Origin of the sequence: Thauera sp. WB-2, assembly GCF_027594845.1 — a bacterium.
GTDB lineage: Bacteria > Pseudomonadota > Gammaproteobacteria > Burkholderiales > Rhodocyclaceae > Thauera > Thauera mechernichensis.
On record NZ_CP088935.1, the window covers coordinates 3,854,029 to 3,867,204 of the forward strand.

The window sequence follows — 13,176 nt, forward strand, 5'->3', positions numbered from 1 at the left end:
CACTCACAGCGTGTGCAGGCGATCGCCGCGGACAAACCCTTGCAGTGGCGGCTCGACGCCGCGCCCGAGCGCGAGCACCTTGAACAGCTCGCCCATCTCATGCGGCGCCGTCAGCCGCTGCGCGGCACGTGCGGCGCGGATGTAGTCCGCGCTCTCGCGCGCACCGCGTCGCTCGAGGCAATCGAGCACACCGCAGTTGAACAGGAACTGCGCCTGATTGGCATAGCCGAGCACATCCAGGCCGGCCCCATACGCTGCCTCGGCGACTGCGGTGAAGTCGACGAAGGCGGTGATGTCATTGAGCCCGGGCCACAGGAAGGGGTCGCCGTGGGCGTGGTGGCGGTAATAGCACAGCAGCGTGCCGCCCGAGCGCGAGGGCAGATAGTACTCGGCGCGCGGATAGCCGTAATCGATCAGCAGCATCAGGCCACGCTCGATGCGCTCGGCCCAGGCCGCCACCCATGCGTTGCCGGCCAGGTTGAGTTCGGTCACGTACTCGCCCTGCTCCGGCACCGGCAGGTCCAGCGCCTGCGCACCTGCGAGCACGGCGCCACTGGCAGGGCGGTCCGCCCAGCACAGCCTGCTCGCGCCCGGGACGTCGGCGGCGAGCGCCACGCCACGCTCGAACAGGCCTTGCGCGCGCGAGACGACCAGATGCACCGGCATCACATCGAGCACCTCGTTGGCCACGACCACGCCGGCAAAGCGGTCGGGCAGCGCGTCCAGCCAGCGCACGCGGCTGGCCAGGTGGGGCACCCGCGTGGCCAGGGTATCGAACTGGCGTTCACGCAGCTCACCCGACAGCTCGAGGATCTCGTAGGTGTCGGGCAGGCAAGCGCGGCGCTCGAGCTCGAGCAGCATGTCCGCGGCGAGCAAGCCTGTGCCCGCTCCGACCTCGATCAGCGCCAGCGCGCTCGCACGCATGCCCTGCTCGACCTGAGTCGCGAGCGCCTGGCCAAACAGCGGGGTCAGCTCGGGAGCGGTGATGAAATCGCCCCCGGGCCCGAACTTTCTCGCGCCGCCGCTGTAATAACCCAGGCCCGGCGCATACAAGGCCAGTTCCATGTAGCGCGAAAAGGGCACCCAGCCCCCGCTGCGGCCGATCTCGGCGGCAATCAGTTCGAGCAGGCGCGCACTCTGGGCGCGCGCCTCGGCGGACGGTTCGGGCAGGGATGACATGACAGGCTTGATCCGGTGCGACTAAAGTTCGCGATTGTAAGCGCTGCCCGCACAACCCAGTTGACCGAGCGATGACCCCACCACAACACGCCCCCCACCACGCCGCAGAGACACCCCTCATCCTCGTCACTGGCGCTGCACGCCGCGTCGGCGCCGAGATCGCCCGCCAGTTGCACGCTGCAGGCGCGAACGTGGCGCTGCACTACCGCCACAGCGCCGACGCCGCAGAAACCCTCGCGGCAGCGCTCAACGCTGCGCGCCCCGACTCCGCATTCACTGTCGGCGGCGATCTTGCCCGTTTCGGCGCCGCCGAGGACATCGCCGCGCAAGTGCTTGCACGCGGCACGAGGGTGGACGGCCTGGTCAACAACGCTTCGAGCTTTTTCCCAACACCGCTTGGCAGCATCGACCGCGCGGCATGGGAAGAACTGATGGGTTCGAACCTGATGGGCCCGCTATTCCTGTCCCAGGCGCTCGCTCCAGCGTTGCGAGCGACATCGGGCGCGATCATCAACATCGTGGACATCCATGCAGAGCGTCCATTGCAGCGTTACCCGCTGTACTGCGCGGCCAAGGCCGGGCTGGCCGCGCTGACGCGCGCGCTGGCGATCGAGCTCGCACCGCAGGTGCGCGTCAACGGCGTCTCGCCGGGGCCCATCGACTGGCCGGAGGACGAACAGTTCTCGCCTGCGGAACGCCAGCAGATCATCGATCACACCCTGCTCAAGCGCGTGGGCAGCGCCGCGGACATCGCCCGCACGGTGCGCTTTCTGCTTTTCGATGCGCCCTACATCACCGGACAGATCATCGCCGTTGACGGCGGGCGGAGTGCACATCTTTGAGGCAGAACTTCTTGACAAGGGTATAATTTCGCGATCCTGAACCTTGATCGAGCTTCTGCCGTGACCGCTGCCCTTGCCCCCGTCGAGTCCCGCCCTGCCAGCACCGGCGAGACAGACACCCGCCACTCCAATACCTTCCTGCGTCTCAAGAAGAAGCTCGAGCGCGGTGTGGGCGAGGCCATTGGCGACTACAACATGATCGGCAACGGTGACACCGTGATGGTGTGCGTTTCCGGCGGCAAGGACTCCTACACCCTGCTGTCATGCCTGCTCGCGCTGCGCGAGCGCGCCCCGGTGGATTTCCGCATCGTGGCGATGAACCTCGACCAGAAGCAGCCCGGCTTCCCGGACCACGTCCTGCCGCAGTACTTCGAGTCGATCGGCGTCGAGTACCGCATCGTCACCGAGGACACCTATTCGATCGTCAAGGACAAGATCCCCGAAGGCAAGACCACCTGTTCGCTGTGTTCGCGCCTGCGCCGCGGCATCATCTACCGCACGGCGAAAGAGATCGGCGCGACCCGCATCGCACTTGGCCACCACCGCGATGACATGCTCGAGACCCTGTTCCTCAACATGTTCTTCGGCGGCAAGATCAAGGCCATGCCACCCAAGCTGGTCAGCGACGACGGCAACCATGTCGTGATCCGCCCGCTTGCCTACTGCACCGAGGCCGACATCGCCCGCTTCGCGCGCACAATGGACTTCCCCATCATCCCCTGCAACCTGTGCGGCTCGCAGGAGAACGCGCAGCGCAAGCAGATCAAGACCATGCTGCAGGGCTGGGCACGCGAGCATCCCGGGCGCATCGAATCGCTGGCGACCGCACTCAAGAACGTCGTGCCCTCGCACCTGGCCGACTCGAGGCTGTTCGACTTCGTCGGTCTCACCCGCCAGACCGTGGTCGAGGAAGGCGACACCGCATTCGACCCCCTTGAACTGCCCCAGCCAGCAAGCGCCACGATCCGCCTGATGATGCCCGGGGCCGACGACTGATGTCGGAGCGCAAGAACCTCTGCGTCTTCGTTGCCCTTCATCCAAGCGATGGGCAACTGGCAGCCCAACTGGGCGAGCAGGAGGCCTTGCACGCGGCCGAACGCTGTGCGAACCGCATCGAGCGCGCACTCGCGGCTCACAGTGGGCAGATCCTGGTCGCCGAGACCGACACCACGGTCGCGGTCTTCGAACGCTGCGATTCGGCGGTACTGGCGGCCAGCGACGCCTTGCAGCGCATACATGGGCTGCCGCCACTGCGCGGCGCGCGACAACCGGTGCGGATCGGCCTGCACTACGGCGTGGTGGACCTTGACGGCGGGCGCACGGCGGGTGAAGGCATTACGCTCGCCACCCAGATCGGCAACCTGTGCGAACCCGAGCAAGCCCTCGCCTCTGCCGCCGTCACAATGCTGCTCGGCGGCGCCGCGCGTGCGCTGCTCGGCACGCGCGCGCTTGGCGGGCCCGCCTTTGCACGGCTCGGCGTCCAGGTTTTCAGCATCGGCCTGCGCAGCCCGCTGATCACCTCCATCCCGGCGGCCGCACGCGTCTCCCAGCGCCTGCGCCTGCGTCACCAGCAGGACGTGCTGTTCGTCGAGGAGCATCGCCCGGTGCTGCTGCTCGGGCGTGAACTCGGTAACGACATCACCATAATGGACCCGCGCGCCTCCAGGCAGCATGCGCGCATCGAGCGCAGAAGAGAGGGGTTCGTGCTGTTCGACCAGAGCACGAATGGCACCTTCATCACCCTCGACAACGAAGCCGAGCGCTGCATCAAGCAGGACCGCATCGTCCTCAACGGACAGGGCCGCATCGGCTGCGGTTTCTCCGCCAACGAGGTCGAACGTGACCTCGTCTTCTTCGACATCGTCTGAAGCGTCGCCCTGGCGGCACTGCGCCGGCGCAAGGCCGGCGCCCCGCGCTCACCCCTTCATGCACTCGCTGACGAAGGCCTTGCGCTTGGCCCCCTTGAGCGATTGCTCGGTTGCGGCCTGATTGCAGGCCTGGGTGCGCGCTTTTTCATCCACCGCCTCACCCGTTGCAGCCAGGGGCGCGCCCGAGCGCTCCACGGCCGCCTCATCACCAAGCGCCGGCTTGGCAGCCGGCGCCGCGGCGGACTCGGCATCCTCAGCGGCCGGACCGTGCCGACCCTTCAGGCAAGTGCTCATGAACGCCTTGCGCTCATCACCCTTGAGCGCCTGCTCCTTGGCCTCGGCATTGCACCGTTTCATGCGTTCGTGCTGCGGATTGGCCATTGCCTCACCGACACTCAGGGACGTCAGGGCCAGGGCAACCAGGCCGGCAGAGAGAAGAGTCTTCATGGACAACGCTCCATAGTTGTACGCGAAATGCGTGCCACGATTCTGCGTTTGTCATATGCCCATGTCAATATCGGCACTCAGCGAGCGCCCTCACCCGGGCTCGCATATACTTTGAGTTTGGCCAACTCAGCCGGGAGCCCCATGTCCGACATCGAACGCCACGGCGTCACCGCCCGCTATGCCGACGCCGTCATCTACGGCGACGTGATCCACCTCGTCGAGGTCCCGAGCAGTACCGGGCCGATCGAACAGCAGACCCGGGAGATCCTCGACAGTCTGGAGCGCCAGCTCAGCGCGCATGGCAGCGACCGCTCGCGCATCCTGACGGCAACGATCTACATCACCGACCTTGCGGACGTAGCAGGCATGAACGCGGTGTGGGAGGCCTGGCTTCCAGCGGGCTCAGCACCCTCGCGCGCATGCGTCAGGGTCGCGGGCCTGGTCGATCCGGGCTGGCGCATCGAGATCGCACTCAGTGCTGCGCGCAAGCCTTGAAACAGCCACCACGATCCCGAGCCGCGGGGCGCGACGGGCTTGTCCACCCGCGTGCCGCTAAGCCACTTCGGCGATAAGGTCTTGTTTTTTGCTGCATGGTGCACTGCGGTTCGCTAGAATCTAAGGTCCCCTGCAGCAGCCCCTCCGGTAGCCCCATGACCCAACGCCTGCGCGAAATCCCCTATAACTACACCTCGTTCTCCGACCGCGAGATCATCATCCGGCTGCTCGGCACCGATGCCTGGGCCGTGCTCGACGAACTGCGCGCCGAGCGCGTCACGGGCCGCTCGGCGCGAATGCTCTACGAGGTCCTGGGTGACATCTGGGTCGTTCGTCGCAACCCCTATCTCGAAGACGACCTGCTCACCAGCCGGGAGCGGCGCGAGGCACTCATCGGCGCGCTCAACCATCGCCTGACCGAGGTCGACAAGCGCCGCCAGGGCAACGACCGCGTGGCGATGCTGATCGCGCGCGGCCGCGAAGCCGTGGCCGACTTCGAGCGCTGGTTCGACGACACCGCACGCCGGCGCAAGGCCGTGCTCAAGGCGCTGTCCAGGCACACCCGGCGCGACAACATCTGCTTCGACGGCCACGCCCGTGTCTCGCATGTCACCGATGCCACCGACTGGCGCGTCGAGTACCCCTTTGTGGTGCTCTACCCCGACACCGAAGAGGAAATGGCGCCGCTGGTGCGCGAATGCATCGCCCAGGGCCTGACCATCATCCCGCGCGGGGGCGGCACCGGCTACACCGGCGGCGCAGTGCCGCTCGACGCCAACTCGGTGGTCATCAACACCGAGAAGCTGATCTCCATCGGCACGGTCGAGGAGCTGACCCTTCCCGATGCCGACGGTCAGCCGATGGCCACGCCCTACGCCACCATCCGTACCGGCGCCGGCGTGGTCACCGAGCGCGTCTCCGAAGCCGCGGGGCTGGCGGGCCGCGTGTTCGCGGTCGACCCGACCTCGGCCAGCGCGTCCTGTGTGGGCGGCAACATCGCCATGAACGCCGGCGGCAAGAAGGCCGTGCTGTGGGGCACTGCGCTCGACAACCTGGCGTGGTGGAAGATGGTCACGCCCGACGGCAACTGGCTTGAAGTCGAACGCCTCGATCACAATTTCGGCAAGATCCACGAGCAGCACACCGCGCGCTTTCGCCTGCGCCGCTTCGACGGTCTCAGCTACAGGCCGCTGGGCGAAGAGCTGCTTTCGATGCCAGGCGCGCACTGCCGCAAGGACGGCCTGGGCAAGGACGTCACCGACAAGTTCCTGGGCGGCATTCCCGGGGTGCAGAAGGAAGGCACGGACGGTCTGATCGTCGCCGCGCGCTGGGTACTGCACAAGATGCCACCTGTCACCCGCACCGTGTGCCTGGAGTTCTTCGGCCAGGTGCGCGAGGCGGTGCCGGCCATCGTCGAAATCACCGACTACTTCAAACCGGGCGGCGCCGGCAACGCTGCCGGCGTGCTGCTGGCCGGCCTCGAGCACCTCGACGAACGCTACGTCAAGGCCGTCGGTTACGCCACCAAGGCCAAGCGCCATGGCCGTCCGAAGATGGTGCTGATCGGCGACATCGTCGGCTTCGACGAGAACGCGGTGATGAGCGCCGCCTCCGAGGTCGTGCGCATGACCAACAGCCGCGGCGCCGAAGGCTTCATCGCCGTCAGCCCCGAGCAGCGCAAGCGTTTCTGGCTGGAACGCAGCCGTACCGCGGCCATCTCGCGCCACACCAACGCGTTCAAGATCAACGAAGACGTGGTGATCCCGCTGCCGCGCATGGGCGAGTACTGCGACGGCATCGAGCGCATCAACATCGAACTGTCGACGCAGAACAAGATCCAGCTCTGCGACGCTCTCACCGAGTTCCTCGGCGGCGAACTGCCGCTTGACGTGAAGGACGCGGAGGTCGACAGCGACACCCTGATCGCCGACCACCGCGCCCAGGCGCTGGAACAGGTCGCCAAGGTGCGCCAACGCTGGCAGTGGCTGCTCGACAACCTCGACATGCCGCTGGCCGAGGCCGAGCGCCACTTCGAGGCCTATGGCATCGAAGCCGCCGAGCTATCGAATCGCGCCGCCAACCCTGTGCTGTTCCACCGCCTCCAGGACTACTCGATTCGCGTGTCGTGGAAGACCGAACTGCGCCCGCTGCTCGAGCAGATCTTCGACGGCGCCCTGTTCGCCCGTATCCTCGCGCGCATCACCGAGATCCACCGCGAAATCCTGCGCGGTCGCGTCTTCGTCGCCCTGCACATGCATGCCGGCGACGGCAACGTGCATACCAACCTGCCGGTCAACTCCGACCACTACGAGATGCTGCAGACCGCCAACCGCGCGGTCGACCGCATCATGGCGCTGGCACGCAGCCTGGACGGCGTGATCTCCGGCGAGCACGGCATCGGCATCACCAAGCTCGACTACCTCACCGACGAGGAGATGGCGAGCTTCTGGGACTACAAGGCCAAGGTCGACCCGGACGGTCGATTCAACCGCGGCAAGCTCATGCGCGAGGGCCCGATCAAGGGCAACCTCGACAACGCCTACACCCCCAGCTTCAACCTGATGGGCCATGAGTCCATCATCATGGAGCAGACCGACGTTGGCGACATCGCCCACGACATCAAGGACTGTCTGCGCTGCGGCAAGTGCAAGCCGGTGTGCTCGACCCACGTGCCGCGGGCCAACCTGCTTTACTCCCCGCGCAACAAGATCCTGTCCACCTCGCTGCTGATCGAAGCCTTCCTTTACGAGGAACAGACCCGCCGTGGCGTATCGCTGGCGCACTGGGCCGAGTTCGAGGACGTGGCCGACCATTGCACGATCTGCCACAAGTGCGAGAAACCCTGTCCGGTGGACATCGACTTCGGCGACGTGTCGATCAAGATGCGCAACCTGCTGCGCAAGCAGGGCAAGAAGTCCTTCAACCCGGGCAAGGCCGCGGCGATGGCCTTCCTCACCATCAAGGATCCGGCGACCATCAAGGCGATGCGCGTCGGCATGATGGACTGGGGCTACAAGGCGCAGCGCTGGGCGCATGAGATGGGCAAGAAGTTCGGCCTCATCCAGCCGCAGGTGAAGACGCCGCCGGCCACGCTCGGCAAGGCGCCGATCAAGGCCCAGGTGATCCATTTCATCAACAAGCCGATGCCCGGCAACCTGCCCAAGAAGACCAGCCGCGCGCTGCTCGACATCGAGGACGACAAGGTCATCCCGGTGATCCGCGACCCGCAGAAGGCCAATGGCGACTCCGAGGCCGTGTTCTACTTCCCGGGCTGTGGCTCGGAGCGCCTGTTCAGCCAGGTGGGTCTCGCGACCCAGGCCATGCTCTACCACGTCGGCGCGCACACCGTGCTGCCGCCGGGCTACCTGTGCTGCGGGTATCCGCAGACCGCGGCCGGCGAAGAGGACAAGGGCCAGAAGATCACCACCGACAACCGCGTGCTCTTCCACCGCGTCGCCAACACGCTGAACTACCTCGACATCAAGACCGTGATCGTGTCCTGCGGCACCTGCATGGACCAGCTGCAGAAGTACGAATTCGAGAAGATCTTCCCCGGCTGCCGCCTGCTCGACATCCACGAGTACCTGATGGAAAAGGGCGTCAGGCTCGAAGGCGTGAGTGGCGTGAAGTACATGTACCACGAGCCCTGCCACACGCCGATGAAGGTGCATTCCGGCATCAAGGTCGCCAACGAACTGATGGGCACGCGTGTCGACCTGTCCGACCGCTGCTGCGGTGAGTCCGGCACCCTGGCGGTGGCACGGCCGGACATCTCGACCCAGGTGCGCTTCCGCAAGCAGGAGGAGATCGAGAAGGGCGCCGCCAAGCTGCGTGGTGACGACCCGAACGCCAAGGTGAAGATGCTGACCTCCTGCCCGAGCTGCCTGCAGGGCATGCACCGCTACGCCAACGATGCGGGCGGCATCGAACCCGACTACATCGTGGTGGAGTTGGCCAAACACTTGCTGGGCGAGAACTGGTTGCCCGACTACGTCGCCAAGGCCAACAACGGCGGGATCGAGCGCGTGCTGCTCTAGGACAAACCAGGAAAGGAAGGGGTGGGCCAGGTGGGCGCGAGCCTCCCGGCCCGTTTCGCGTCCTGGCTCAGCCCTCGGCGGGCTCGCACGGACGCATGCGCCGCCACAGTTCCGGCAGGGCTTCCGCGGCCCGCATGCGCAGGCGATGGGTAACGATGGCGCTGACCTCGGTGTCGCCCGGATTGATCTCCACCGTAGGCACACCCATGCGCCAGGCGTGCACCACCGGCCCCGCGATGTAGGGGAAGACGCTGGTCGTACCGATCGACACCACCAGATCGAGCCCATGCATCACCAGGGCCTCCAGCCGCTGCACCGCGCCTGTCGGCAGCGCCTCGCCGAAGAGCACGACATCGGGCCGCATCACGCCGCCACAAACCGGGCAGGCGGGTGGAATCTGCATGCCCTCGAAATCAGGCAGGCTGCGCGCGTGCGGGCACTCGGTGCAGCGCAGGCGGTGCAGGTTGCCGTGGATCTCGATCAGGTTGCGCGAACCCGCCAGGCGATGAAAGCCATCGACGTTCTGGGTCAGCACCCATACCCCGCCACGCTCGCGCTCGAGCGCGGCAATGATGTCATGGGCGACGTTGGGCCGCGCGCCACGGCAACTGGCCTCGATCTCGGCCAGGTATTTCCAGGTCAGCGCCGGTCGGGCAGCCATCATTTGGCCCGACAGCGCCTGCTCGATGCTCAGGCCATCCTCGGTAAGGCGCTCGTGGTAGAGACCGCCGATGCCGCGATAGGTCGGCAGCCCCGAATCTGCCGAGATCCCGGCACCGGTGATGAAGAGCACGCGCTGCGCTTCGGCAAGGCAGCCGGCGACGGCATCGAGCGCGTCCTCATGTGAGCTCATGCGCAAGACACCTCCACCAGGCAATCGTAGAAGATCGGCCCGCCGCCCATGTCGGTGGCCGTGGACGCCGTCACCGCGTTAGCGTTGTTGCCGTCGCCGGACAGCTTGTGCCACCACACCGAGGGACTGACCACGACCCCCGGCCTGACCCCGGTCGTCACCACGGCGCGCGCATGGAATTCGCCGCGGTCATTATGGATGCGTAAGCGCTGACCGTCGCCGATTCCGCGCCCAGCGGCATCATCGGGGTGGATCTGGAGGACGGGGCCGCCCTGCTCGTCGCGGAAGCGCGGCAGGTTGGCGAAGCTGCTGTTGAGAAAGTTGCGTGCCGGTGGCGTGATCAGGGCCAGCGGGTAGCGCGCCGCCAGCGCGGGATTGCTGACCACTGATTCGGCAGGCGGATGCCAGGCCGGCAAGGGGTCGAGCCCGAGGCCGGCAAGCAAGCCGGAATGGAACTCGCAGCGCCCCGACGGCGTACGAAAGCCGCCATTGGCGAACGGCACGAAGGGGCTCGCAAGGTTCAGTCTCGCCCAGCCGTGTTCGGCGAGCTGTTCGGGTGCGAGGCCGCGGGCACGCTCATCGTCTTGCCGGAAAGCCCTGGCGGCGATGCTGTCGTCGGACTCGAACAGGGCGGGATGGGCAAGCCCGAGGCGCGCCGCCAACAGGCGGAAGACCTCGGTGTTGGGCTTGGCCTCGCCCAGAGGTGCAATCGCCGGCATGTTCGCCACCACGTTGAGATGGCCGTAGCTGGTATGGACATCGCGATGCTCCAGCTGGCTCGTCGCCGGCAGCAGGATATCGGCATAGTCGGCAGTATCAGTCTGGAACAGCTCGTGAACGACGCAGAACAGGTCCTCGCGCGCGAAGCCGGCCTTCACCCGGTTACTGTCGGGCGCCACTGCCACCGGGTTGGCGTTGTAGACATACAGCGCCCGGATCGGTGGATCGGTGGCCTCGAGCAGCGCCTCGCCGATGAAGGCCATATTGACGGTGCGCGGCGGCCGCCCAGCGGCATGGGGATAAAGGTCGGGGCGCGCCAACGCATGGCCATCGACGGGATAGTTGCCCGAGGTCGACAGCAGGGCACCACCCGCTGCATGACGCCAGGCCCCTGTGAGCGCAGGCAGGCAGGCGATATTGCGCACCGCCATGCCGCCGCCGGCGCAGCGGTTCAGGCCGTAGTTCAGCCGGATCAGGCTCGGTGTGGTCGAACCATACTCGCGTGCGAGCTCGCGGATCACGCTGGCGTCCAGCCCGGTCAGCGGCGCCGCCCATTCAGGCGTGAATGCACGCACGCGCTCGGCAAGCGCATCGAAGCCCAGGGTATGACGGGCGATGTAGTCGTGGTCGAGCCGGTCCTCCGCGATCAGCACCTGCATCATCGCCAGCGCGAGCGCACCATCGGTGCCGGGCCAGGGTGCGAGATGGACATCGCACTTGGCGGCAGTCTCCGAGCGCCGTGGATCGATGCACACCAGTTTGGCGCCACGCCGCCGCGCCTCCTGGATATGGCGCCAGCCATGCAGGTTGGACACCACCGGATTGCCGCCCCAGATCAGGATCAGCCTTGCGTCGGCGACCGCTTCCGGGTCCGTCCCGATCGAGGCCCCCACCGTCGCCTTCCAGCCCAATGCCCCCGCGGAGGCGCAGATCGTACGGTCGAGCAGCGACGCGCCAAGGCGATGGAAGAAGCGGCGATCGAGGCTTTCCCCCTGCACCAGGCCCATGGTGCCGGCATAGCTGTAAGGCAGGATCGAGCGTGGATCGTCCGCAGCGATGGCGCGAAAGCGTGCGGCGATGGTGTCGAGCGCCTCATCCCAGGAGATGCGCTCGAAACGCCCCTCCCCCTTGCGCCCGACCCGCTTCATCGGATGCAGCAAGCGTTGATCGGAGTACACACGCTCGAGGTAGTGCGCCACCTTCGTGCATAGCACACCATCGGTGAACGGCATGTCGGCAGCACCACGCACCTTGATGGCGCGAGCCCCCGACACGGTGACCTCCATCGCACAGGTATCGGGACAGTCATGCGGGCAAGCCGCACGCACGCGTGTTTCGGTGGCACCACCAGGAAGCATGCTGGACCTCGTTTTGCGACAACAGGCCGCGCCAACCCTCAGTCGTTCGAGCCTGGCACCACGCCCCTGCCATTGCGGGACACACCATTGGCAGAGGGCGCCCCCATCAACTCAACGTAGCGCTGCCGATGCTCCTCGAAGCGGTCGAGCACGGCGCTGCGCTCGCGCAACTTGGCGGCGATCACGCGCGACTGCGTGATGATCTCGCTATCCAGCGTGCGGATGTCTTCCTCGAGGCTGGCGGCAACCGCGCTGTCGTCGGTCTGGGTCGCATCCGAGATCAGTGCGCTCTGGCGCTTGACGAGTTCCGACTCGCGCTCGCGCAGTTCCCGGATGCTGCGGTCGAGATCGCGCAGTTCGCGGTCGCGCCGGCTATCGAGGTCGTCCAGACTGCGATAGGTTTCGAGCAGCGCCTGATCCAGGCGCAACTGGCGCTGGCGATCGGCCTCTGCAGCACGGTGCTGGCGCTCGACCTCGGCACGGCGGGCGATCTCCTCCGGCGTCAAGGGCGCGGCTACCACGCGCCGTACCACGCCCGAAGGGCTCATCTCGCGATACGCCCGGCCATAGCAGGCTGCAGGCAGGATATCGCCGCACACCGGTTGGCCACCGACGTCGCAGCAGTAGATCGTACGCCCGCCCGCCTGCGCTACGGACTCTCCCGGCACTCCGGCGAGGACGAGCGCGCACGCGAGCAAGACGAGACCTGTCTCAGCGCGATGCGATTCCATACAAGTCCCGATAGGCCTTGACCGCATCCAGGTTCGCGGCCAGTTCGGGGCTGCCGGCAAGGTAGCCGATCAGGTCCTCGAGTGTCGCCACCGCAATGACAGGAATGCCGAAGGTTTCGCGCACTTCCTCGACGGCGGACAGCGCGGTCTTGCCGCGCTCCATGCGGTCGAGCGCAATGACGACGCCAGCCGGCGTCGCACCGGCAGCACGGATCAGCTCCACCGACTCACGCACCGACGTCCCCGCAGAAATGACGTCATCGAGGATCAGCACGCGGCCCTTGAGCGGCGCGCCGATGAGCGTTCCGCCCTCGCCGTGATCCTTCGCCTCCTTGCGGTTGAACGCGAACGGCAGGTCGACACCCTCCTCGGCGAGCCGGATCGCCGTGCCGGCCACGAGCGGGATGCCCTTGTAGGCAGGGCCGAACAGCATGTCGCAGGCGACGCCCGAGGCGCGAATCGTACGCGCATAGAATCCGCACAGCTCGCGAAAGGACACACCGTCGTCGAACAGGCCGGCGTTGAAGAAGTAAGGAGAGTTGCGCCCCGCCTTGGTGACGAAGGCGCCGAAGCGCAACACCCCCTTGCGGCAGGCGAGTTCGATGAAATCCCGGCTAAAATCCACGTTCTTCTGGCTGCCACGCAG

11 protein-coding genes are annotated in these 13,176 nt (G+C 66.6%); 5 read left to right on the forward strand and 6 right to left on the reverse strand.

The window, feature by feature from the left end; genetic code table 11:
* Positions 1-3 precede the first annotated feature (3 nt).
* The gene (locus LQF09_RS17580; RefSeq protein WP_270068572.1) at positions 4-1,179 is read right to left on the reverse strand and encodes a class I SAM-dependent methyltransferase; all 1,176 of its coding nucleotides are present in this window, start codon (positions 1,177-1,179) and stop codon (positions 4-6) included.
* Between the two features lie 71 nt (positions 1,180-1,250).
* Between LQF09_RS17580 and LQF09_RS17585 the strand changes: the two genes are divergently transcribed.
* From LQF09_RS17585 to LQF09_RS17595, 3 genes are read left to right on the forward strand one after another with little or no spacing between them, the layout of a single operon-like run.
* Positions 1,251-2,021 (forward strand): pteridine reductase, encoded by a 771-nt coding sequence (locus LQF09_RS17585; protein ID WP_270068573.1) that lies wholly within the window; start codon positions 1,251-1,253, stop codon positions 2,019-2,021.
* 60 nt (positions 2,022-2,081) lie between these two features.
* Complete coding sequence (gene ttcA, locus LQF09_RS17590; protein ID WP_270068574.1) at positions 2,082-3,017, forward strand: tRNA 2-thiocytidine(32) synthetase TtcA; 936 nt, start codon at positions 2,082-2,084, stop codon at positions 3,015-3,017.
* Complete coding sequence (locus LQF09_RS17595) at positions 3,017-3,889, forward strand: FHA domain-containing protein (RefSeq protein ID WP_002939853.1); 873 nt, start codon at positions 3,017-3,019, stop codon at positions 3,887-3,889. Before ttcA ends, LQF09_RS17595 begins: the two co-directional genes overlap by 1 nt.
* A 48-nt stretch (positions 3,890-3,937) precedes the next feature.
* Here the strand turns inward: LQF09_RS17595 and LQF09_RS17600 are convergent, their stop codons facing one another.
* The gene (locus tag LQF09_RS17600) at positions 3,938-4,336 is read right to left on the reverse strand and encodes a PsiF family protein (protein WP_002931518.1); all 399 of its coding nucleotides are present in this window, start codon (positions 4,334-4,336) and stop codon (positions 3,938-3,940) included.
* Between the two features lie 141 nt (positions 4,337-4,477).
* Here LQF09_RS17600 and LQF09_RS17605 point away from each other — a divergent pair, with 141 nt between their 5' ends.
* The gene (locus tag LQF09_RS17605; RefSeq protein WP_002931516.1) at positions 4,478-4,831 is read left to right on the forward strand and encodes a RidA family protein; all 354 of its coding nucleotides are present in this window, start codon (positions 4,478-4,480) and stop codon (positions 4,829-4,831) included.
* 155 nt (positions 4,832-4,986) lie between these two features.
* The gene (locus LQF09_RS17610) at positions 4,987-8,868 is read left to right on the forward strand and encodes a DUF3683 domain-containing protein (RefSeq protein ID WP_270068575.1); all 3,882 of its coding nucleotides are present in this window, start codon (positions 4,987-4,989) and stop codon (positions 8,866-8,868) included.
* Between the two features lie 67 nt (positions 8,869-8,935).
* Here LQF09_RS17610 and LQF09_RS17615 read toward each other — a convergent pair whose 3' ends face one another.
* The 4 genes from LQF09_RS17615 to pyrE all read right to left on the reverse strand — a co-directional run bounded on the left by LQF09_RS17615 (position 8,936) and on the right by pyrE (position 13,155).
* Positions 8,936-9,721: an NAD-dependent deacylase gene (locus LQF09_RS17615; protein ID WP_002931514.1), complete on the reverse strand. Its 786-nt coding sequence runs from the start codon at positions 9,719-9,721 to the stop codon at positions 8,936-8,938.
* On the reverse strand, positions 9,718-11,727 hold the full coding sequence (locus tag LQF09_RS17620) for a molybdopterin-containing oxidoreductase family protein (RefSeq protein ID WP_270069896.1): 2,010 nt from the start codon (positions 11,725-11,727) through the stop codon (positions 9,718-9,720). Before LQF09_RS17620 ends, LQF09_RS17615 begins: the two co-directional genes overlap by 4 nt.
* 110 nt (positions 11,728-11,837) lie before the next feature.
* Positions 11,838-12,530, reverse strand: coding sequence for a hypothetical protein (locus LQF09_RS17625; protein WP_270068576.1), 693 nt, complete (start codon positions 12,528-12,530; stop codon positions 11,838-11,840).
* Positions 12,511-13,155, reverse strand: a complete 645-nt coding sequence (pyrE, locus tag LQF09_RS17630) for an orotate phosphoribosyltransferase (RefSeq protein WP_002931511.1) — start codon at positions 13,153-13,155, stop codon at positions 12,511-12,513. Before pyrE ends, LQF09_RS17625 begins: the two co-directional genes overlap by 20 nt.
* Between the last annotated feature and the right edge of the window lie 21 nt (positions 13,156-13,176).

Bases quoted from the DNA above. Each gene is read 5' to 3' on its own strand.
- LQF09_RS17580 (WP_270068572.1), bottom strand. From the start codon at position 1,179: ATGTCATCCCTGCCCGAACCGTCCGCCGAGGCGCGCGCCCAGAGTGCG.
- LQF09_RS17585 (WP_270068573.1), top strand. From the start codon at position 1,251: ATGACCCCACCACAACACGCCCCCCACCACGCCGCAGAGACACCCCTC.
- LQF09_RS17595 (WP_002939853.1), top strand. From the start codon at position 3,017: ATGTCGGAGCGCAAGAACCTCTGCGTCTTCGTTGCCCTTCATCCAAGC.
- LQF09_RS17600 (WP_002931518.1), bottom strand. From the start codon at position 4,336: ATGAAGACTCTTCTCTCTGCCGGCCTGGTTGCCCTGGCCCTGACGTCC.
- LQF09_RS17605 (WP_002931516.1), top strand. From the start codon at position 4,478: ATGTCCGACATCGAACGCCACGGCGTCACCGCCCGCTATGCCGACGCC.
- LQF09_RS17610 (WP_270068575.1), top strand. From the start codon at position 4,987: ATGACCCAACGCCTGCGCGAAATCCCCTATAACTACACCTCGTTCTCC.
- LQF09_RS17615 (WP_002931514.1), bottom strand. From the start codon at position 9,721: ATGAGCTCACATGAGGACGCGCTCGATGCCGTCGCCGGCTGCCTTGCC.
- LQF09_RS17620 (WP_270069896.1), bottom strand. From the start codon at position 11,727: ATGGAGGTCACCGTGTCGGGGGCTCGCGCCATCAAGGTGCGTGGTGCT.
- LQF09_RS17625 (WP_270068576.1), bottom strand. From the start codon at position 12,530: ATGGAATCGCATCGCGCTGAGACAGGTCTCGTCTTGCTCGCGTGCGCG.